The organism is Nonomuraea sp. NPDC026600, from assembly GCF_040638335.1.
In the GTDB taxonomy this organism is placed as follows: Bacteria; Actinomycetota; Actinomycetes; order Streptosporangiales; family Streptosporangiaceae; genus Nonomuraea.
On sequence record NZ_JBEZYD010000007.1, the window covers coordinates 20007 to 40223 of the forward strand.

A 20217-nucleotide genomic window follows, 5' to 3' on the forward strand; every position below is an offset into this window, starting at 1 on the left:
TATCACGCACCCAGGGAGTGTAGATGTCAGAGGCGCACGACAAGGAAATGTCCGGCTTCCAGTTGATCGGCAAGCTGCTCGACCCGGCGTCGAGAGCCGACCCGTACCCGATCTACGCCGATCTCCGCGGTCTCGGCCCGGTGTGGATCGAAGAGATGTCGACCTTGGTGGTGGCCCGGTACGGCGAGTGCGAGACCTTGCTCCGGGACCCGCGACTCAGCGCGGAGCGCTGGCGGCGCAATGGCGCCGACCAGGCGGACCGCCTCTATCCCCCCGACGCGCCGTCTTCGGTGCACCAGCCCTGGTTCCTCTCCCAGGACCCGCCGGACCACACGCGGTTGCGGCGGCTGGTCAGCAGCGCGTTCACCGCCCGCACCATCGCCCGGATGGAGCCGTCCATCACCCGGTTGGTAGACGATCTCCTCGATCGAGCGTTAGAACGCGACACGTTCGACGTGCTCACCGACTTCGCCTACCCGCTGCCGGTGGCGGTGATCTGCCGCATGCTCGGCGTCCCGGTGGCGGACGAGCCGCTGTTCCAGCAGTGGTCCGCCCAGCTCACCCGCCTGGTGGACGGCCTGTCGAACGCCACCGACGCCGATGGCGAGACGCCGGAGTGGGTACCCGGAATGACCGAAATGCATAGGTACGTCAACGAGCTCATCGCCGAAAGGCGTACAAGCCCACGCAAGGACGACCTGATCTCCGACCTCATCGCCGCCAAGGACGGCGCGGACGCGCTCAACCACGACGAACTCGTCTCCACCATCGTGCTGCTGCTGGTGGCCGGCCACGAAACGACGGTCAACCTCATCGCCAACGGCGTGCTCGCCCTCCTACGGCACCCCCACCACCTCGCCGCACTCAGCGCCGATCCGAACCTGGCACCCGCGGTCGTCGAGGAAATTCTGCGCTATGACCCACCTGTCCAACTCACCGCCCGCATAGCCGCCGAGGACATGCGCATCGGAGAGGTGGACGTCCCCAAACTCAGCATGATCATCCTGCTGCTGGCCTCAGCCCAGCGGGACCCGGGAGCGAACCCGGACCCGGACAGCTTCAACCCGCACCGCACCCAGGTGCGTCACCTGGCCTTCGGGTTCGGCCCGCACTTCTGCCTCGGCGCGCCGCTGGCCAGGCTCGAAGGCCGCCTGGCCCTGGCCGGATTCGCCCAACGCGTCCAGAACCCCCGGCTCATCGCCGACCCGCCGTACCGCGAGCATCTCAACCTGCGTGGCGTCAGCGAGCTCCGCATCGCCCACACCGGAGCGAGCCGACATCGTGCCGGCTGAGAAGCGGTCCGACTTGCCCCTCACCGTCGGTTAGCCTGTCGCCGTGGTCACTTCCAGGAGTCGTCGACGTCTTTCCCCCGAGGCCAGGCGCGGCGAGCTGATCGACGCGGCCATCCGGCTCCTGGAGTCCGGCCAGGAAGTGACCAACTGGGTCCAGGCCGTGACGGCTGAAGCGGGTTCGGCCAAGGGCACCTTCTACGTCTACTTCTCCTCCTGGGAAGAGATGCTGGTCGCCGTCCGAGACCGGGTCCTGCGGAACTATGTGGACCGGTTCCGCCGACTCGCCGAAACCACCGACCCGATCGACTGGTGGGCCACCGTCGACGCCGAATGCGATGCCGCCATCGACACCATCGCCCAGCCCGGCGGCCTGCACCACGCCATCTTTCACACGGCCGCCGGCGCCCCCATCGACGACCGCCTCGATATCGTCACCGCCATAGCAAGGGTGCTGAGCCGCGGCATGGCAGAGGGCGTCTTCCGCCCCGTATCCCCCGAAATCGCGGCGACCCTGCTGTTCGCCATCCTGCACAGTGCCGGCGACGCGATCGCCTCCGGCGATCAACCCCAGCCGTGGCGCCAAGCCATCCGCGACCTCACCCGCCGCTGGCTCGCTCAGGACACTCCATCGAGCTAGGACCCGCCTGGCGAGCGCCCCATGCTCTGCCACCAAGTGGGCATCAACCTCCGTGCAAGCGAGGGTCGTTAGCGTCGCCGGTATGTCACGACGATGGTTATTCGGTGCGGGCGCGGCGACCGCGGTCGCCGCGCTGCTGGTCACATCCTCTCCGGCGAGCGCGAACGCGAACGCGGCGGCCCCTGACGCGACGGCTCCGGCGGCCACTCCGGCGAAGGTGTCCAACGCGTTGCTCCACGCGTGGCTGCGGCGCGACCGCGCGGCGGCCGCGAAGGTGGCCACGCCTTCGGCGGTCAAGTCGATCTTCTCTTACGCCTATCGCGCGCCCGACGAGTTCGCGGGCTGTGTGGGCAACGCGTGCCGGTTCATCCACACCAGCGTCCGAGTGCCGGGCGGGCTCAACGGCCTGCTCATGATCGTCTCCGGGCCGAAGGTGACCACGGTCTACCAGTCGCGCCACGTGACCAAGCCGGCGGTGGTCGCCAAGCACCTGCTCACGGCGTGGCAGAAGGGCGACCGCAACCTCGGCCTCGAGGTCGCCACCCAGAAGGTGGTCACCAGGCTCTTCCGCACCAAGTACGACCCCAAGGGCGTGACGTACTACTTCCAGGGCTGCACGAAGGAGACGATGGGCTATTCCTGCGCCTATTCCTACGATGGCGGCGCCATGCTGATGCACCTGAAGGGCTCGGTCAATCGGGGGTACGACGTCCAGTCGATCAGCTACCTCGCCGACTGACACCATGGGGGAAGGGGACCACCGGCCTCGGTGGCCCCCTGCGCGTATCGGGTTACAGCGCGATCGGCAGAGTGCGGTCCAGGCCGGACAGGTGCAGGAGGCTGGTCATGTACGGGCGGGGCCCGGCCAGGACGAGCGTGACGCCCTGTGCCCGGGCGCGGTGCTGGATGCCGACCAGGATGCCCAGGCCGACGGTGTCGCAGAACGACACCTCCGACAGGTCGATGACGAGCGTGCTCGTGCTGGTCAGCAGTGCGGCCATCAGGCTCTGGCGCAGCGCCTTGCTGGTGAAGATGTCGATCTCGCCGGCCAGGTGGACCGTGGTCTCGGCCGATGTTCGGCCGGCTCTGGGATGCGGGATGGCGTGAGTGATGGTCATGATGTTCTCCCCTTGGTTGTCGCTGTGGCATCCGGTAGGGCGGGGCGGCACCACGTTCCATCCACAGCGGCTCGGCGATCGAGTAGGGGATCCAGGTTGAGCCGGACCGCGCGGTCGATCGTGGGGAGCGCGAAAGCGGCGGTGCTCAGCGGAGCGAGCTGAGCGAGAAGCGATGGCGTCATGGTGGCCGGGCCTATCCAGGCCTCGAAAGAACCCGCGAATGGTCGATCGCCGTGGGCGACGCTGACCCGAGTGCCAACGCACGAGATGTCCTCGGTCACTCAAGTTTACCGCACTTCACGTCCGGTATTCGGAATGAGGGGTCATCAGAGGTCCTGGCACTCACCTTTCGGGAGGCGCACGCCGTCGATGGCGAGGGCGAGCAGGCGGTCCGCCTCGGCCGTGCCGTCGGGTTCCTGTTCGACGGCCAGGGAGATGGCGTTGACGAGTTTGAGGAGATCGGCGATGGCGATGCCGGGGCGTACGGCGCCTGCCCGGCGAGCACTCACGAGGAGTTCGTCGCCGGCGTTCACGATCATGGTGTGACAGGTGGCACCCCAGGTCGGGTCACCTTCGCGGGCGCCGCGGATCAGTGACGCCGCCAGCCCCCGGTTGGCGGTGGCGTGCGCGGCGACGGCACGCAGCCAGGCGACCAGCGCGGGCCCGGGGTCCTGGGCGGCGGCCAGGTCGCGCGCCTTCGCGCAGAGGCCGGCCACCCGGTCCCGGAAGACGGCCTCCAACAGCGCCTGACGCGAGGGGAAGTGCCGGTGCAAAGTGGCCGAACCGACTCCGGCGCGCCGGGCGATCTCCTCCAGGGAGGCCTCGGCCCCGTACTGGGCGATGGCGGCTCCGGCCGCGGCGAGGATCCGGTCGCGGTTGCGGCGCGCGTCAGCGCGGGGCGACCGCCCGGTGCCAGGTTGGGACACGGGTTCCTCCAGCGGGTTACTAAATGGGGCGGTCCTCCATATTGTAATGCCCCATAAACGGGGGACCACCCCGTTTCAATCTGAGGAGAGACCGTGGACACGACAGGCAGGTGGGGGCGACCGGCCTGCAGGGCCGCGCTGTGACGAAGCGACTGCTCGCCGACGGCTGGCGGATCCGGGCGCTGACTCGGGACCCGGACGCCGCACCGGCGCGGGCTCTGGAGGCGGCCGGCGCGCGGACCGTACGCGGTGACATGGAGGACGTCGCCACTTTGATCGCGGCAGCCGAGGGCGCATACGGCGTGTTCAGCGTCCAGCCCACCGTCGGTTCCCCCGGCACCGCGCCGGGCTTCGCCGCCGATGACGAGGTCCGCTGGGGCGTCAACGTCGCCGAGGCCGCGCACGCGGCCGGTGTGCGGCAGCAGATCATCGCCGTGGACGACCTCGGCCTGTTCACCGCGCGGGCCTTCGCCGGGCCGCAGGAGTGGATCGGCCGCACGATCGACCTGGCCGGCGAGGATTTCGCGTACGCCTACGAGTGGCTCAACGAACGCGGCTACCGAGCCGACATCTCCCTCGCCCGCCAGCTGCACCCCGGGCTGCTGGACTTCCGCACCTGGCTCGCCCGCACCGGCGCGGCGCGGATCGCGGCGTTCCTGGACGCGCCGCGCGCCGGACAAAAGTGATGGTCACTTGCCGAACCCGGCCATCAGGCCGCTGAGGAGCTGGCGGCGGCCCACTATGTACAGGGTCAGGATCGGCAGGGTGGTGAGGACGACCGAGGCGAGCACCGCCGGCACGTTGATGCTGTACTGGCCCTGGAAGGACCAGAGAGCCAGCGGCAGGGTCCGCTTGTCCGGGCTCTGCGTGAGGATCAGCGGCAGCAGGAAGTTGTTCCAGATCGTCAGTGCGTTGTAGATCGTCACCGTCACCACGGCCGGCCGGGACAGCGGGAACGCCAGGCGCCAGAGCGTCCCCCACTCGCTGGCGCCGTCCAGCCGCATCGACTCGAACAACTCCTTGGGGACGTCGCGGATGAAGTTGGACAGGACCAGCACCGACAGCGGGATCGCGAAGGCTATCGACGGCAGGATCATCGCCAGCAGGGTGTCATAGAGGTGCAGCCGGATGATGATCAGGTAGATCGGGATGACCGTCGCCTGCAAGGGGATGGCCAGGCCCATGAGGAACAGGGAGTTCACCGACCGCAGGTATCTGCCGGAGCCGCCCCGCACGATCGCGAAGGCCGCCATGAAGGAGACGGTGACCGCGGGGACCACCGCGCCGATGGTGACGATGAGGCTGTTGACGAAGTACTGCACGAAGTCGGACTCGATGACCATCCGGTAGCTGGCCAGGGTCGGCTCCCCCGGTGGCGCCAGCGGGTTCGTCGCGTAGTAGTTGCTCTGTGTCTTGAAGCTGGTGATGACGATCCAGTAGATGGGCACCACCACGATCACCAGCCAGAGCCACCCGGTCGCGCCGCCCAGCCAGTTCCAGTGACGGGCGACCGTGCGGCGTTCGTGCCGGGGCTGCTGGGCGCGGGTCCGCTCAGGGCGTGCTGTCAGGGTCGTCCCCATGTCAAGCGCCTTCCAACTGGCTGGTGTCGGACTTGCCGCCGCCGAGCCGGCGGAGCAACAGCGAGAGGACGAGGCCCACGAAGACGAGGATGAGGGCGATCGCGCTGGCCGGGCCCATGAGGTTGGCCTGGAATCCCCGCTTGTACATGTCCAGGGCGAGCACCCGGGTGGCGTCGCCCGGACCGCCCGCGGTCAGCACGAAGATCAGGTCGAAGAAGGTCAGCGAGCCGACGACCACGAGGGTCGAGGACGTGATCATCGTGTACTTCAGCTGCGGCAGGGTGATGCTGAAGAACTTGCGGATCCGCCCCGCGCCGTCCAGCTCCGCGGCCTCGTACATCGACCGCGGGATCTGCCGTACGCCGCCCTGATAGATCAGCGAGTGGAACGGGATGAACTGCCAGGACACCACGAAGACCACGACGCCGACGGCGAGGCCGGGCCTGCCGAGCCAGTCCTGGGTGAGCAGCCCGATCTTCAGTCCGGCGCCGAGTCCGAAATTCGGGTCGAGCAGCGCCTTGTACGTGATCGCGATGGCCGCCGAGCTGAGCAGGAGCGGGATGAAGTACAGCACCGACAGCAGCGCGCGGTAGCGCTGGGCGCCGGCCAGGAACACCCCGAGCAGGATGCTCGCCGGTGTCTGCACCAACCAGGACAGGGCCATGATCAGGAATGTCACGTACAGCGCGTGCGGCAGGCCGGGGTCGGCGAGGACGGCGCGCCAGCTCGTGAAGCCCGAGAACTGGATGTCGCCGATCCCGTCCCAGGTGGTGAAGCTGAGCGCGAGGACCCCGATCAGCGGGACGACCCCGAAGCCGACGAAGAACACCAGTGCCGGAACGGTCAACCACGCGAGGGACCCGTTGCGGGCCCCTCGCGTGCCGGCCCGCGGTGTCCCCTGCCCGTGGGAGGTCGGGAGCGCGGTCACTTGCCGATGACCGCGTTCATGTTCGTCGTGAACTGCTGCGGTGAGATCGACAGCTGGAACAGCTTGGCGATGTTGTCGAGCAGCACCTCAGCCGCCGTGGGGCTGAGCGCCTGGTCCCAGGACTGGGCGAACGTCTTGGCGTTGCTGGCGATGCCGTAGACGAACTTCAGCCACTCCGCGTCCTTGGAGCCGGCGAACGCGCTGTCGGCGCCCTTGACGATCGGCACCGAGCCGACGCCGACCCACGCCTTGACCTCCTCGTCCGAGAGCACCGTGGTGAAGAACTTCTTGGCGATCTCCTTCTGCTCCGGGCTCGCCTTGGAGGAGATCGACATGTACTGCCCGGGGTTGCCGACCGTGTCGCTGGGGTCGCCCTTGCCGCCGTCGACCGGCGGGAAGTTCATGTAGCCGAGGCTGCCGCCGGAGACGAAGTCGCCGCCGTCGGTGGACATGCTCCCGAACGTCCAGCCGCCATGGAGCATCATCGCGGCCTTGCCGGTGTACAGCAGCGCCTGGTCGGCGTTGGAGTCCGCGGTGATCGAGGAGAAGCCCTTGATGAACCCGTTGGCCTTGATCAGGGCCTGCATCTTGGTCAGGGCGTCGATGGCGGCCGGGTTGGACCAGGCGTCCTTCTGACCGTCGAACACGGCCTGGAACACCTCGGAGCCGCCGATGCGGTCGAAGAGGAACTCCAGCCACATCATGTTCGTCCAGCGGGACTGCCCGCCGAGGGAGAACGGCGCGATGCCCTTGGCGTTGAACTTGGGCACCAGGTCCATGATGTCGCCCCAGGACTGCGGCGGCTGGGCACCGATCTGCTCGAAGAGCTTCTTGTTGTAGTACAGGACGATCGGCTGCACGGTCTCGCACGGCATCGCGTAGATCTTGCCGTCCACCGTCGCGGCCCCGAACGAGGACGGGAACAACCGGTCCTTGACCGCGGCGTTCTGCCCGAACCACGACGTGAGGTCCTCGACCTGGCCGGCCTGTACGTAGCTGCGCAGGCCACCGCCGCCCCAGCCCCAGATGATGGTGGGCGCCTGGCCGGCCCCGATCGCCGTCTTGATCTTCGTCTTGTAGGCGTCGTTCTGGAAGGTCGTCCCGGCGATCTGACCATTGGGGTTGGCCTTGTTGAACCGCTCCATGGCAGCGGTGCGGATGCCTTCCTGCGGCTGCGTGGAGAGATACCAATAAGTGGCCTTTGTGCCACCACCGCTGGCGGCGCCGGGGCGGGTCGGGCCGGAGCTGCCGCAGGCGGCGAGCGCGGCGCCCAGGGGCAGGCCCATCGAGAGGCTGAGGAAGGTGCGGCGAGAGGTGTTCCTGGACTCCACGCTGATCTCCGTACTCGAATGCCGGGGGCTGCGCCGCGGCTCGTTGATCATCGGATGCGGTGGCCGGCGGTCGTGGATCAGCACCCCCGGATGCCTCTCCCCCCAATCCGCCCATAAGTAGGTTCTCGAAACATTTGCGAAATGACCGCGCGGCCGTCAATCTAGATTTCTGCTGTTGACGTGTCAAGACCCAGTAATCCACCGGCGACTCCTGCGCGTAAAGATCATTCGCCGGCGTCGAAACATTGCGAAACATTGCGGGACTAAGGAGAGCGGCAGATGACAGCGGTAGATCGGACCCCCGCGGCGGACCGGATCCTGCGTCCGTGGCAGGACCGGACGCTCCCTGTGGCCGAGCGCGTCGACGCCCTCCTTGCGGAGATGACCATGGAGGAGAAGGTCGGCCAGCTCGGCAGCCGGTGGGTCGGCAACGACATGCAGCTCACCGACCAGCCCGATCCGGACCCCGAGGCGAGCCTCAATGTGGCGCCCATGCAGGACGTGTTCGCCGCGTCCGGGACCATTCCCCTTGAGGAGGCGAGCCGTCACGGGCTCGGTCACCTGACCCGTATCTTCGGCAGCGGGCCGGTGACCGCGGCGGACGGCGCCGCAGAGGTGGTCCGGCTCCAGCACGTGGTCGTCGAAGGTTCCCGGCTCGGCGTTCCGGCGCTGGTCCATGAGGAGTGCCTGACCGGGTTCACGACCTACGGCGCGACCGTCTATCCCGCGGCCATCGCGTGGGGCGCGACGTTCGACCCCGAGCTCGTACAGCGGATGGCCGCCGCCATCGGGCGGGACATCCGTGCCGTGGGCGCGCACCAGGGCCTGTCCCCCGTGCTGGACGTCGTGCGCGACTACCGCTGGGGCCGGGTGGAGGAGACGATGGGCGAGGATCCCTACCTCGTCGCGATGCTCGGCGCCGCCTATGTCCGCGGCCTGGAGAGCTCCGGGATCATCGCCACCCTCAAGCACTTCGCCGGATACTCGGCCTCGCGCGCGGCCCGCAACCACGGTCCGGTCCCGATGGGCCGCCGCGAGCTCATGGACATGATCCTGCCTCCCTTCGAGACGGCCATCGTTCTGGGCGGCGCGCGTTCGGTGATGAACTCCTACTCCGACGTGGACGGCCTCCCGGCCGCGGCCGACTCCTGGCTGCTGACCGACCTGCTGCGCGAGGAGTGGGGATTCACCGGGACCGTCGTCTCGGACTACTGGGCCGTCCCGTTTCTGGCGACCATGCACGAGGTCGCCGCCGACACCGACGAGGCCGGCGTCCTGGCGCTCACCGCGGGCGTCGACGTCGAACTCCCCGACACCCTCGGCTTCGGCGGGCACCTGGTCGAGCGGGTGCGCCGGGGCGAGCTGCCGGAGTCCCTGGTGGACCGGGCGGCGCGCCGCCTGCTCACCCAGAAGGTGGAACTGGGGCTGCTCGATCAGGACTGGACGCCCGAAGGCTCGGTGGCCGCGGCGGCCGCCGTGGACCTGGACTCGCCGGCCAACCGGGCGCTGGCCCGCGAGATGGCCGAGCGGTCCATCATCCTGCTCGACGGCGGCACCACGCTGCCCCTGCGCGCGGACGAGCCGCGTCGCATCGCGGTCGTCGGACCCTCCGCGGCCGAGCCGCGTGCCTTCATGGGGTGCTACGCCTTCCCCAACCACGTCCTGCCCCGCCACCCCGGCCTCGGGCTCGGCATCGACGCGCCCAGCCTCCTCGACGCCCTGCGGACCGAACTGCCGCGGGCCGAGATCGTCCACGAACGCGGCTGCGACGTGCGGGGCGAGGACCGCTCGGGCTTCGCCGCCGCGACGGACGCGGCCCGTGAGGCGGACCTGTGCATCGCCGTCGTGGGCGACCTGGCGGGCCTGTTCGGGCACGGGACCTCGGGCGAGGGCTGCGACGCCGAGGATCTCCGGCTGCCCGGGGTGCAGGAGGACCTGCTGGCCGGCCTCGCCGCCACGGGGACGCCGGTCGTCGTGGTCGTCGTCTCGGGCCGCCCGTACGCACTGGGTGAGGTGCACGCTGGGGCCGCCGCGCTCGTTCAGGCGTTCATGCCCGGCGAGGAAGGTGCGGCGGCGATCGCCGGCGTGCTCTCCGGCCGGGTCCAGCCGGGCGGCAAGCTCCCCATGCAGATACCCCGCGGGCCGGGCGGGCAGCCGGGCACCTACCTGCAGCCGCCGCTGGGCGCGAACAGTCACGGCATCAGCAATCTCGACCCGACTCCGCTGTTCCCGTTCGGGTACGGCACCTCGTACACCTCCTTCGAGGTCGGCGAGCTGCGCGTCAGCGACGCCGAGGTGCCCACCGACGGCGAGTTCACCGTGTCGGTCCGCGTCCGGAACACCGGCGGCAGGGCGGGCGAGGAGGTCGTCCAGTTGTATCTGCACGACGTTCTCGCTCAGGTCACCCGGCCGGTGCGGCAGCTGGCCGGGTTCGCGCGGGTGCGGTTGGAGCCCGGTACGAGCACGGACGTGCGCTTCCGCGTACACGCGGACCGTACCGCCTTCACCGGCCGTGACCTGCGGCGGATCGTCGAGCCCGGGGACGTCGAGGTGCTCGTCGGCACGTCCGCGGCCGACCTGCCGTGCCGCGCCGTCGTACGGCTGACCGGCCCGCTGCGGATCGTCGGCCGCGGCCGGCGGCTCGTCACGCCCGTGGAGGTGGGCCCTGCAACGGGCGAGGCTACGGGCGAGCAGGGGGGCCGAGATGCCGGCCAGTCCTAGGCGGGCCACGCTGGCCACCGTCGCGGCCTCGGCCGGCGTGTCCGTCGCGACCGTCTCCAAGGTGCTCAACGGCCGCAGCGACGTCGCGCCGGCGACCCGTTCCCTGGTGCAGTCACTGCTGCAGCAGCACGCCTACGTCGCTCCGGCACCGCGCCGCGTCGAGGCGACCGGGAGCGCCACGATCGAAGTGCAGTTCGACGCGGACTTCACCGCGTACTCCACCGAGATCATCCAAGGCGCGGTCGAAGCCGGGGCCGAGGTCGGCGTCGGGATCGTCCTCAGCATCCGGAGAGGTGAGGACCGTACCGCCGCGTGGGCCCGCGACCTGATCGCCGCCGGGCGGGGGGCGCTGATCGCCGTGACCAGCGAACTGACCTCCGCGCAGCTCGCCGCCCTGTCCCGGGCACGCCTGCCGCTGGTCCTGATCGACCCGCTGAACCTGCCGCGCACCCGCGTGACCAGCATCGGCTCCACCAACTTCGCCGGCGGCCTCGCCGCGACGCAGCATCTGCTCTCTCTGGGGCACCGGCGCATCGCCTATGTCGGCGGCCCGGCGACCGCGGCCTGCAACCAGGCCCGCATGCACGGCTACCGCGCCGCCATGGAGGCCGCGGGGGTGCCCGTGCCCCCCGGCTACGTACGGACAGGGCACTTCCGCTACCAGGACGGCGTGGTCAACGGCGCGGCTCTGCTCGACCTGGCCCAGGTGCCGACGGCGATCTTCGGGGGCAGCGACGAGACGGCCCTCGGGGTCATGGAGGCCGCCCGGGCGCGGGGCCTGCGCATCCCGGAGGACCTCAGCGTGGCGGGCTTCGACGACACCCAGCTCGCCCGGATGGCCTCGCCGCCGCTGACCACCGTCCGCCAGCCGCTGCGCGAGATGGGCGGCGTCGCCGTGCGTACGGCGCTGCGCCTGGCGGCCGGCGAGAAGATCGACTCTCACCACGTCGAACTCGCCACCGAGCTGATCGTACGGGGGTCGACGGCTGCGGCACTCTGATGACCGGAGAGACGGGCTTCAGCTCACGATCTTGACGGTGGCGGTGTGGCCGCCGGGCACCGGGACCAGGGCGACGGTGTACCTGATGCCGTCGATCACCTTGGGCAGGCCCGGGACGCGGTGGCCGTTGACCTCGAGCCACGGACGCCCGCCCTCGAAGCGGGCCTCCCAGAGGCGCGGCGTACGCGACCCGTTGATGAACGTCGTGGACGTGTGCCCGTCGTGCCGTACGGTCACCGTGCCGTCGCCCACGGGCACGTCGGCCACCTGGAGCCAGCCGATGTCGGCGGGCAGCCGCGACTGCGTGGCGACGGTGTGCCGCGGCGCGTCCGGCTGGATGCCCATGAGCCCCTCGACGGTCTGGCCGACCAGGGTGAACGGCACCTCCGGGTAGTCGCCGTTCAGCCCCTGGCGGCTGTTGACGTGCCTGGTCTCGCGCTGCTCGTAGACGTACCTCATCCACTTCCAGGCGGTCTCGTCACGGTTGTGCCTGAAGAACGTGTCGGGCAGGTACGTGATCGCCTCGATGTTGCGCGGCCGGCCCGCGCCGCTCGCCTCGGCGTCGACGAAGTCGAGGTAGGCGTCGTTGCGCGGCCCGGCGTCGATGATGCCCTTCATCGGCATGAACCAGCTGTTCTCCTTGCCGAAGCCGGTCAGCGGGGTCCCGTCGACCGTGTACGCGCGGACGAACTCATCGGAGCCCGGCTTCACGCTCCAGGTCTGGTTGAAGTACGCCTTGAGGTCGCGGGCCTGCTTGGCCGCCTTGAGCGAGGTCTTGAGGTCGAGTCTGTCGAGGGCGAGATCGGCCAGGGCCTTGTACGCCTGGTACTGGGCGCCGATCGCGTCGCCGGCCTCGGCCAGCGGCTCGCCGCTGACCTCGTTGTAGCTGGCCGCGCCCTGGAAGATGCCCTTGCCCGTGCCCTCGGCGACCTTGACGGAACCGTTGGGGAGCTGGCCGTCGTGCAGGGTGACGAAGTCGTCGGTCGCCCGCTGGTAGTAGGACCAGAACACCGGGTCGTCGAGGTAGGCCCGGTCGCCGGTCCATCTGAACGCCTGGTTGGCCTTCTCCACCAGTTCGAACGTGGCGGGCACCTCGCGGACGAAGTTGGTGGGCGAGCGGTAGTCGATGGCCAGGTAGGTCTTGGCGTCGAAGTTCAGCGCCCAGACCGGGTAGTACTTGTGCTCCTCCGTCGCCGAGGCGGCGAAGGACCGGAGCATGTTCTTGTTCTCCTGGTCCAGGCCCAGGATGTGGGCTCCGGCCAGCTGGTGGGCGAAGTCGCGCGAGTAGTAGCCGGTGCGATGGGCGTATCCGGCCCAGTAGGTGGCGGCGTAGACACCCTCGCCGGTGCCGCCGGGCACCCGCTCGTCCACGTTGAGCAGGCCGGGGACGCCGTCCTGGTGCACCCAGCCGCCGGCCTTGGCCTTGGCCCACGCGAACAGCTCGACGATCTCGGCGTTGGAGGAGGTGACGCGCGGGTCGGCGGTGGCCCCCGGCGAGACCATGACGTCGTCGGCGTTCACCCAGCCCGAGCCGGACCCGAAGACGATCTCGATGCGGTCGCCTTCGGCGGCCGCCACGTCGGAGATCGTGTAGCGGGTGTAGGTCGAGCGGCTGGGCAGGGTGACGGTGCCCGCGTCGGCGCCGTTGCGCCTGACGGTGAACGTGCCCGCCGCGCCGCCGGTGGCGATCCAGGCCGAGATCGAGTAGCTGCCCGCCGCGGGCGCGGTGACGGTCTGGCTGATGCTCTTGCCTGCGCCGGAGTCGAGGTAGACGAGCTTGGCTCCGCCGTGCGGCCGGTTGGTGGCCACGCCGGTGCCCTCGGTGAACGTCCAGCCCGCGGCGTCCTGCTCGAAGCCGGGGTTCACGACGATCAGCGGCCCCCTTGCGGGGTCCGCGACCGCGGGGGTCAGGGCCACTGAGGCGAGCAACGAGGAGCCGATGGCGACGGATAAGGCCTTCCACTTCATGGATTCTCCCGATGATCGGATGAACTAACAGGCCGCAAAAAGACGAAATATCAGGACAAATGATTTCAGCGGCGCGGTGGCGCGGTGGACCCCCGCACCACCAGCTCCGGAGTGAACAGCAGCTCGCCCTTGGGCACCTCGCGGTTGCCCACCAGCGCGATGACGCTCCGCGCCACCTCCTTGGCCAGCCGGTCGATCGGCTGGCGTACGGTGGTCAGCGGCGGATCCACGAACTCCATGATCATCGACCCGTCGTGCCCCACGACGGACACGTCACCGGGCACCTGGAGCCCCTCCCTGCGCACCGCCCTGATCGCGCCGAGCGCCATGAAGTCGCTGGCCGCCACGACCGCCGTCACGCCGCGCCCGAGCAACTCGGCCGTCGCCGACTGGCCGCCCTCGACCGTGTAGTGCTGCCTGACCACCAGCGAGCCGGTGTCCTCGACGCCCCGGCGCTCCAGTGCGGCCCGGAACCCCGCCACCCGCCGGTCGGCCGGCCGGTTGCCGGCGGGACCCGAGGCCAGCCCGATCCTGCGGTGGCCCAGCGTCCAGAGGTGGTCGACGGCCAGCTCGGCCGACATGCGATCGTCGGTGGACAGCACCGGCATCTCGTGCCCGTCGAACCCGCCGTTGACCCCGACGAACGGGATGCGCCGCGCGGCCAGCACGTCGCAGGTCTCGGGATCGGCGTCGTCGAGCGTGTTGCTGGCCGACAGGAACACCACCGCGGCCACGCCGTGCTCGGCCAGCGCGGCGACGAACTCGCGCTCCTGGATGCCGCCGGGCAGAGCCGGGCAGATCACTCCCCTGAGCCCGTGCGGTGCCAGCGCGGCCTCGATGAGCTCGGCCACATCGGTGAAGAACGGGTTGGACAGCCATGGCGTGATCACCGCGACGAGCTGGCCGCGGGTGGAGCGCTCGTAGCCCAGCTCGGCCATGGCCCGCTCCACCGCCTCGCGGGTCTTCGCCGACACCCCGGCGCGCCGGTTGACGACCCGGCTGACCGTGGCCTCGCTCACCTCGGCCATGGCCGCCACCTCGGTGATGCCGATCTTCACCGCGTCACCTCCAGATCAGCCTGCCCCGAGGGCGGAACGCCGAGCACGCACAGGCCCGGCCCCAGCCGCCGGTCCGACGGCTCGATCCTAGAGCCGTCCGCCGCTGAGTCGTCCACCCTGGAGCCGTCCGCACGGAAGACCGCGGCCACATCGAAGGCCCCGCCGCCGACCTCCAGCACGAGCCGGTCCGACGCGGTGCCGTTGACCACGGTGATCTTGGCGTGCCGGGCGGCGTCGACCGTGACCACCCGGTCGGCGGTCACGCTGATCACGCACCGGTCGCCGAGCGAGGCGCTCACGACCGGGTAGAGCTCGTCCGGGCGGCCGGGCTCGACCTGACCGTCCAGCAGCACCGGCCGCAGCTCCCGCCAGCGCCGCAACCAGAACGCCACCATCCGGCGGTGCTCGCCGCTCAGCTCGCCCAGCCGCGCCGAGATCTGCGGCACCGAGTGCAGCGCGCCGATCAACTGGCGGGCGGCGGCTCGCGCAGGCGCGGCGGGGTCCCACATGAGCATGTCCGCGTGTACGGCGCCGGACCCGGCCAGGAGCCCGATGTCGATGGTCCGCACCCGGTTGGCCACCGAGTCGGCCGGGCAGTCGTTGGCGCGGAGCATGTTGCCGAACGGCGTCATGCCCGGCCCCACATACGGCTGGCGGAGCTCGATCAGCGCGCCGGGCCGCACCGCCTCGACCTCCGCGACCAGCTCGGTCAGCAGGGCCCGCATGGCGGTGCCCACGTCGGCGACGTCGCCCGGCGAGGGCGTGCCCGCGTAGGCCATCGCCCTGTCCAGGAAGTCGATCTTCAGCCCGTCCAGCCCGTACTCCCGGACGAGCCTGACGCAGGTCCGCACGACGTGCTCGCGGACCTCGGGGATGCGCGGGTCGAGCACATGCGCGCCGGGCACTCCCCCGGTCTCGGGGGCGTAGGCGGCGAGTGCGGGGAAGCACTCGGCCTCCAGGCCGAGCAGCAGCGGGGCCACCCAGGCGACGTAGTTCAGCCCCATCTCACGGACTCGGATGACATGCCCCGCGAAGTCCGGAAATTTCGTTAGATCGGGGCGCCAGTCACCCACGCCGTGGTAGCCGCGCCGGTTGCCCAGCTCCTGCCACCCGTCGTCCAGGATGATCGTCCCGCAACCCAGCTCGGCCGCCAGCCGTGCCTCCGCCTCCACGGCCGGCGCCTCGACCGCCTGGGTGAAGCCGTACCAGGTCGAGTAGACCGGCACCCGCGCCCCCTCCGGCACCGTGACCGGCCCGGTTCCCAGCGCGCCACGCAGCTCGCGCAGCGCCGTCGCGACGGTCGGCGAGGTGCGGGCGAAGGCCATCCGGTACGGCGAGCGTCCCGCGGGCACGCGCAGGTGGACCACGAACGTCTTGTTCTCCTCGGACACCCCGTAGCGCATGGTGGTCTCGGGCACCGGGTCCAGTGCGGCGAAGGCCAGCATGGACGCGCCGCCGCTGTCGTACAGGCAGCCGGCCACGGCGCCGCTCACCAGCGAGACCCGCGCGAGCCCCGCCCAGTCGGCGACGATCGTGCGGGCCCACTGGGCGTCGGGGTGCCAGAAGCCGGCCGCGTCGCCGAGCGGGACCGACAGCCTGATCTCCAGGTCGCCGTCGGAGTGGATCTCCAGCGCATCGGCCGACCACTCGTGACGGACCGTGGCGCCCGGGGTGTGCGTCAGGACGGCCAGCCGTACGTCGTCGAGCAGGGGCTCGGTGGGCGCGGGCGCGAGCCCGGCGGTCGTGACGCTCACTCTTTCACAGCTCCCGCGAGAAGTCCGGAGATGAAATGGCGTTGCAGCAGCAGGAACAGGATCGCCATCGGGATCGCGGCGACGGCGGTGCCCGCGAGGATCGCGCCGTAGTCGGTCTCGTTGGCGCCCTGCATGGACGCGATGGCCAGCGGGATCGTGTAGGCGTCACGCGTGCGCAGCGCGATGAGCGGCCAGACGAAGTCGTTCCACTGGTAGAGGAAGAGGTAGATGCCGAGCGCCGCGAGCGCGGGCCGCATCGGCGGCAGCACCACCCGCCAGAACAGCCGCAGCTCGCCGCAGCCGTCGACGCGCCCGGCCGAGAGCAGCTCGTCGGGCAGCGCCGACATCGACTGCCGCATCAGGAAGATCCCGAACGGCAGGGCCAGGTTGGGCAGGATGATCGCCTGGTAGGTGTTGAGCCAGTCGAGCGCCAGCATCATCTTGAACAGCGGCACCAGCGTCACCTGACTGGGGATGACCAGGCCCAGCATGAGCAGCCCGAACAACAGCTCCCTGCCGCGGAAGCGGTACTTCGCGAAGCCGTACCCGGCCATGGTGCACACGAGCCCCGCGAGCAGCGTGTAGACGGTGGCGATCAGGGTGGAGTTGAGCACGACCCTGCTGAAGCCGACGGTCGACTCCAGCGTGGCCAGGTTGTCCAGCACGTGCCCGCCGGGCAGCAGCGGCGGCGGGTTGCCGAACACCTCGGCCGTGCTGTGCGTACTGGCGACGACCAGCCAGTAGAAGGGCGCGAGGACCACGGTGACCGTGATCAGCAGTGACGACGTGAGCATCACCCGGCGGGTCACGACCGGTCTCCCAGGAAGCGGAACTGCGCGATGCCGAGCAGCCCGATGATCACGGCGAGAGCGTAGGCGATGGCCGAGGCGTAGCCGAAGTCGAAGTACTTGAAGCCGTTGTTGTACAGGTACAGGCCCACGGTCAGCGTGCTGTTGTCGGGGCCGCCGTTGGTCATGACGTACGGCTCGTCGAAGAGCTGGAGCGTGCCGATCGTGGACAGGATGAGCGTGAGCAGGATGACCGGGCGCAGTCCCGGCAGCGTGACGTGCCGGAACCTGTTCCAGGCACCGGCTCCGTCCACGGCGGCCGCGTCGTAGTGGTCCTGCGGCAGCGCCTGCAGCCTGGACAGGTAGATCACCGCGTTGTAGCCCGTGTAGTGCCAGGTCAGCGCGAGGCCGATGGCGATGCGGGCCCACAGCGTGTCGGTCAGCCACGGGACCGGAGAGAGGCCGATCAGCCCGAGCACCCAGTTGACCAGGCCGAACTGCGGGTTCAGCAGCACCGCGAAGAGCAGCCCGTACGCGACCAGACCGGTGACCATCGGCATGAAGAACCCGAGCCTGATGAACCCCTTCAACCTCAGCAGCCGCGAGTTGAGCGCCACCGCCAGCCCGATCGCCAGCGCCAGCATGATCGGCACCTGGACGAGCAGGATGACCCCGGTGTTGCGCAGCGCGGTCCAGAACAGCGGGTCGGCGGCCAGGCGCTCGTAGTTCGCCGCTCCCGCGAAGGTCTGCAGCGCGCCATCCGTCCTGAACAGGCTCAGCCAGAACGACCACACGATCGGGTACAGCTTGAACGTCGCGAACAGGGCCAGCGCCGGCAGCACGAACAGGTAGGGCGCGAGCCTCCTCCCCTGCCACCCGCGGGCGGGCACGCGATGGCCCGGCGGAACGGTGGCCACCCGCTCAGTGACGGCCGTCATCGCAGCACCTTGCGCCCGGTCTGCTGGGCGATCAGGTCGGCGGCCTCCTTGAGCACGGTGGCCGGGTCGGCGCCCTTGAGCAGCACCTTGGTCTGGGCGTCCGTGACGGCCTTGAGCGCGCGGGGGTAGTCGGCGGAGTAGTTGGTCACGTAGGAGGGCCGCTTGAGCGCGTCGAGGAAGACCTCGCCCTTCTTCTGGCCGCTGAAGAACGCGGACGTCTCGTGGAAGACCGGGTCGTCGTAGGCCGACATGAGGGCGGGTGCGATGCCTTTGCCGCGGTAGATCGCGACCTGGCTCTCCGGCCGGGTGAGCACGAACTCGGCGAACGCGTACGCGGCCTCCCTGACCTTGCTGGTGCCCGCCACGGCCAGGTGCGTGGAGTTGACCGTCGCCGACACCTTGCCGCCCGACGTGACGGCGGGCGGGAGGCGGACCTTCCACTTGCCCTTCTGCTCGGGCACGTTCTCCTCGACGACACCGCCGAACCAGGTGGGCATGGACTGGACCGCCACCTCGCCGCTCTTGAGCGAGCTGATCATCGTGTTCCAGCCGCCCGACATGTCGGCGACCAGACCGGCGTCGTTGAGCCGCTTGATGATCGTCATCGCGGTGACCGCCTGCGGCGTGTCGAGCGTGATGTTGCCCTGCATGTCGAAGTAGAAGGTGTCCTGGAGCTGGAGCAGCATCTGGAAGAAGTTGGCGGAGTCGGCCTGGGAGGCGGGCTTGTCGATGCCGAGCAACTGGACGCCGGCCTTGTTCTTGAGCTCGACCCCGGCCTCGATGACCTCGTCCCAGCTCCGCAGCGCCTCCCCGTCGATCCCGGCCTTCTCGAACAGGTCGGCCCGGTAGTAGAAACCGGCCGAGTTGGCCTCCCATGGCAGCGCGTAGACCTTGCCGTCGCGGCTGACGGTCTCCCACATCCCCTGGGCGAACTCCGCCTTGTGCCGGTCGGCGCCGAGCGGCACGAGGTCGGCCAGGCCGCCGGGGAACTTCTCGATGTAGGCGGGCAGATAGTCGACGCCGATGTGCAGGACGTCACCGAGCCCCTGACCGCCCGCGGCCATCCCGGTGGTGATCTTGTCCCAGATGGCCGGATTGCCGATGTCCTGAACGTCGACCTTGATGCCGGGGAACTGCTTCTGGAAGCCGGGCACGAGCTCCTTCATCATCGCGGCCGGGCCCTGCCAGCTCCAGACGGTGACGTTGCCCGTGGCGGCCGTACCGGTCGGGCCCGCCGGAGCGGCCGCCGGGGCGGCGCCTCCACCACCGCAGGCGGACATCGCGGCCCCACCGGCGGCCAGGGCACTGAGCTGGAGAAATCGGCGTCGGTCGAGGTGGGCCATGATCGAACTCCTGGGGGGATGAGGAGATGTGGCCTGTTGCCGCGTGACGTTACATCCGCGTTTCGGGCGCTTGCAATACTTCAGCGAAAACTTTCAGGCAGAAACCGGAAGTCCGGCGCAAGCAGCCGCGCACGTTGACGCGCCTGGCGGCGGCGCCATGACGGCCAGTGTCAGGAATAGACCAACGCCCGCTTTGTCGCTCGGCAAACCTCACCATTTATGGACCAACCGGACGCTGTCACCGTCAAGGTGCCCGCCCTCCTCGCCCCCGACGAGGCAGTTGCTCCCGTCCGAGGACGGCGGCAGAAGGGCCACCCCTCATGCACCTCAAGCGTGCGTTATCGGCTTCCTTCAGCATCACCTGCGCGACCGTCCTGACCCTGGCCATCACCACGCAGCCGGCCGCGGCGATCCCGCCGAACATCCCGTCCGCCGCCACCGCGGCCTCCCGGCTCGCGACCCTGACCGTGGCCGCCGAATCCCACAGCAGTACGTACGACCGCGACCTGTTCCCGCACTGGATCACCCAGAGCGGGACCTGCAACACCCGCGAAGAGGTCCTCAAGCGGGACGGCACCAACGTGGTGACCAACTCCGCCTGCGCGGCCGTCTCCGGCAGCTGGTACAGCCCCTACGACGGCGCGACCTGGACCGCCGCCTCCGACGTGGACATCGACCACATGGTCCCCCTGGCCGAGGCATGGGCCTCGGGGGCATGGGCATGGACGACCGCCCAGCGGCAGACGTACGCCAACGACCTGGGCGGCCCCGAACTGTGGGCCGTGACGGACTTTTCCCACCGCCCTGTCGGGCGTATGCCACGTTCGTAGAACAG

18 protein-coding genes are annotated in these 20217 nt (G+C 69.8%); 7 read left to right on the plus strand and 11 right to left on the minus strand.

Annotation, left to right across the window (positions count from 1 at the left end; genetic code table 11):
• Window positions 1-23 precede the first annotated feature (23 nt).
• The 3 genes from AB0F17_RS18370 (at window position 24) to AB0F17_RS18380 (ending at window position 2668) form a co-directional block, all read left to right on the plus strand.
• Window positions 24-1292 (plus strand): cytochrome P450, encoded by a 1269-nt coding sequence (locus AB0F17_RS18370; protein ID WP_358023959.1) that lies wholly within the window; start codon window positions 24-26, stop codon window positions 1290-1292.
• Window positions 1293-1335: 43 nt separating this feature from the next.
• Window positions 1336-1929 (plus strand): TetR/AcrR family transcriptional regulator, encoded by a 594-nt coding sequence (locus tag AB0F17_RS18375; protein ID WP_358023962.1) that lies wholly within the window; start codon window positions 1336-1338, stop codon window positions 1927-1929.
• A gap of 82 nt (window positions 1930-2011) precedes the next feature.
• On the plus strand, window positions 2012-2668 hold the full coding sequence (locus AB0F17_RS18380) for a hypothetical protein (protein WP_358023965.1): 657 nt from the start codon (window positions 2012-2014) through the stop codon (window positions 2666-2668).
• A gap of 52 nt (window positions 2669-2720) precedes the next feature.
• Here the strand turns inward: AB0F17_RS18380 and AB0F17_RS18385 are convergent, their stop codons facing one another.
• Together AB0F17_RS18385 and AB0F17_RS18390 are read right to left on the minus strand one after the other, a co-directional pair.
• Window positions 2721-3047: an STAS domain-containing protein gene (locus AB0F17_RS18385; RefSeq protein ID WP_358023968.1), complete on the minus strand. Its 327-nt coding sequence runs from the start codon at window positions 3045-3047 to the stop codon at window positions 2721-2723.
• 326 nt (window positions 3048-3373) lie between these two features.
• Window positions 3374-3973: a helix-turn-helix domain-containing protein gene (locus tag AB0F17_RS18390; RefSeq protein ID WP_358023971.1), complete on the minus strand. Its 600-nt coding sequence runs from the start codon at window positions 3971-3973 to the stop codon at window positions 3374-3376.
• A 110-nt stretch (window positions 3974-4083) separates the two neighbouring features.
• On the opposite strand from AB0F17_RS18390, the gene AB0F17_RS18395 reads away from it, so the two are divergent.
• Entirely contained in the window at window positions 4084-4659 is a 576-nt protein-coding gene (locus tag AB0F17_RS18395) for an NmrA family NAD(P)-binding protein (RefSeq protein ID WP_358023973.1), read from the plus strand.
• Between the two features lie 3 nt (window positions 4660-4662).
• Here AB0F17_RS18395 and AB0F17_RS18400 read toward each other — a convergent pair whose 3' ends face one another.
• The 3 genes from AB0F17_RS18400 to AB0F17_RS18410 all read right to left on the minus strand — a co-directional run bounded on the left by AB0F17_RS18400 (window position 4663) and on the right by AB0F17_RS18410 (window position 7896).
• Window positions 4663-5553 (minus strand): carbohydrate ABC transporter permease, encoded by an 891-nt coding sequence (locus tag AB0F17_RS18400; protein ID WP_358023976.1) that lies wholly within the window; start codon window positions 5551-5553, stop codon window positions 4663-4665.
• Between the two features lies 1 nt (window position 5554).
• Window positions 5555-6400 carry a sugar ABC transporter permease gene (locus tag AB0F17_RS18405; protein WP_358023979.1) on the minus strand — a complete coding sequence of 282 codons (846 nt, stop codon included), beginning with the start codon at window positions 6398-6400 and terminating at the stop codon, window positions 5555-5557.
• A 77-nt stretch (window positions 6401-6477) separates the two neighbouring features.
• Window positions 6478-7896, minus strand: a complete 1419-nt coding sequence (locus AB0F17_RS18410; protein WP_358023982.1) for an extracellular solute-binding protein — start codon at window positions 7894-7896, stop codon at window positions 6478-6480.
• Window positions 7897-8091: 195 nt separating this feature from the next.
• Here AB0F17_RS18410 and AB0F17_RS18415 point away from each other — a divergent pair, with 195 nt between their 5' ends.
• Together AB0F17_RS18415 and AB0F17_RS18420 are read left to right on the plus strand one after the other, a co-directional pair.
• Entirely contained in the window at window positions 8092-10533 is a 2442-nt protein-coding gene (locus AB0F17_RS18415) for a glycoside hydrolase family 3 N-terminal domain-containing protein (RefSeq protein WP_358023985.1), read from the plus strand.
• Window positions 10517-11533: a substrate-binding domain-containing protein gene (locus AB0F17_RS18420; RefSeq protein ID WP_358023988.1), complete on the plus strand. Its 1017-nt coding sequence runs from the start codon at window positions 10517-10519 to the stop codon at window positions 11531-11533. The genes AB0F17_RS18415 and AB0F17_RS18420 overlap by 17 nt, the downstream gene beginning before the upstream one ends.
• 18 nt (window positions 11534-11551) lie before the next feature.
• Here the strand turns inward: AB0F17_RS18420 and AB0F17_RS18425 are convergent, their stop codons facing one another.
• The 6 genes from AB0F17_RS18425 to AB0F17_RS18450 form a co-directional block, all read right to left on the minus strand.
• A complete protein-coding gene (locus AB0F17_RS18425) occupies window positions 11552-13501 on the minus strand; it encodes a hypothetical protein (protein ID WP_358023991.1) in 1950 nt (649 codons plus the stop codon).
• A gap of 65 nt (window positions 13502-13566) precedes the next feature.
• Window positions 13567-14559, minus strand: coding sequence for a LacI family DNA-binding transcriptional regulator (locus AB0F17_RS18430; RefSeq protein WP_358023994.1), 993 nt, complete (start codon window positions 14557-14559; stop codon window positions 13567-13569).
• The gene (locus tag AB0F17_RS18435; RefSeq protein WP_358023997.1) at window positions 14556-16313 is read right to left on the minus strand and encodes a glycoside hydrolase family 36 protein; all 1758 of its coding nucleotides are present in this window, start codon (window positions 16311-16313) and stop codon (window positions 14556-14558) included. The genes AB0F17_RS18430 and AB0F17_RS18435 overlap by 4 nt, the downstream gene beginning before the upstream one ends.
• Entirely contained in the window at window positions 16310-17122 is an 813-nt protein-coding gene (locus tag AB0F17_RS18440; RefSeq protein WP_358024000.1) for a carbohydrate ABC transporter permease, read from the minus strand. The genes AB0F17_RS18435 and AB0F17_RS18440 overlap by 4 nt, the downstream gene beginning before the upstream one ends.
• Complete coding sequence (locus AB0F17_RS18445; RefSeq protein WP_358024003.1) at window positions 17119-18039, minus strand: sugar ABC transporter permease; 921 nt, start codon at window positions 18037-18039, stop codon at window positions 17119-17121. The genes AB0F17_RS18440 and AB0F17_RS18445 overlap by 4 nt, the downstream gene beginning before the upstream one ends.
• Window positions 18036-19382, minus strand: coding sequence for a sugar ABC transporter substrate-binding protein (locus AB0F17_RS18450; RefSeq protein WP_358024006.1), 1347 nt, complete (start codon window positions 19380-19382; stop codon window positions 18036-18038). Before AB0F17_RS18450 ends, AB0F17_RS18445 begins: the two co-directional genes overlap by 4 nt.
• Before the next feature lie 320 nt (window positions 19383-19702).
• Between AB0F17_RS18450 and AB0F17_RS18455 the strand changes: the two genes are divergently transcribed.
• Window positions 19703-20212, plus strand: a complete 510-nt coding sequence (locus AB0F17_RS18455) for a DUF1524 domain-containing protein (protein WP_358024008.1) — start codon at window positions 19703-19705, stop codon at window positions 20210-20212.
• Window positions 20213-20217: the final 5 nt, after the last annotated feature.

Coding starts and splice junctions, on each gene's coding strand:
- AB0F17_RS18370 (WP_358023959.1), top strand. CDS start 24: ATGTCAGAGGCGCACGACAAGGAAATGTCCGGCTTCCAGTTGATCGGC.
- AB0F17_RS18380 (WP_358023965.1), top strand. CDS start 2,012: ATGTCACGACGATGGTTATTCGGTGCGGGCGCGGCGACCGCGGTCGCC.
- AB0F17_RS18385 (WP_358023968.1), bottom strand. CDS start 3,047: ATGACCATCACTCACGCCATCCCGCATCCCAGAGCCGGCCGAACATCG.
- AB0F17_RS18400 (WP_358023976.1), bottom strand. CDS start 5,553: ATGGGGACGACCCTGACAGCACGCCCTGAGCGGACCCGCGCCCAGCAG.
- AB0F17_RS18415 (WP_358023985.1), top strand. CDS start 8,092: ATGACAGCGGTAGATCGGACCCCCGCGGCGGACCGGATCCTGCGTCCG.
- AB0F17_RS18420 (WP_358023988.1), top strand. CDS start 10,517: ATGCCGGCCAGTCCTAGGCGGGCCACGCTGGCCACCGTCGCGGCCTCG.
- AB0F17_RS18425 (WP_358023991.1), bottom strand. CDS start 13,501: ATGAAGTGGAAGGCCTTATCCGTCGCCATCGGCTCCTCGTTGCTCGCC.
- AB0F17_RS18445 (WP_358024003.1), bottom strand. CDS start 18,039: ATGACGGCCGTCACTGAGCGGGTGGCCACCGTTCCGCCGGGCCATCGC.
- AB0F17_RS18450 (WP_358024006.1), bottom strand. CDS start 19,382: ATGGCCCACCTCGACCGACGCCGATTTCTCCAGCTCAGTGCCCTGGCC.
- AB0F17_RS18455 (WP_358024008.1), top strand. CDS start 19,703: ATGCACCTCAAGCGTGCGTTATCGGCTTCCTTCAGCATCACCTGCGCG.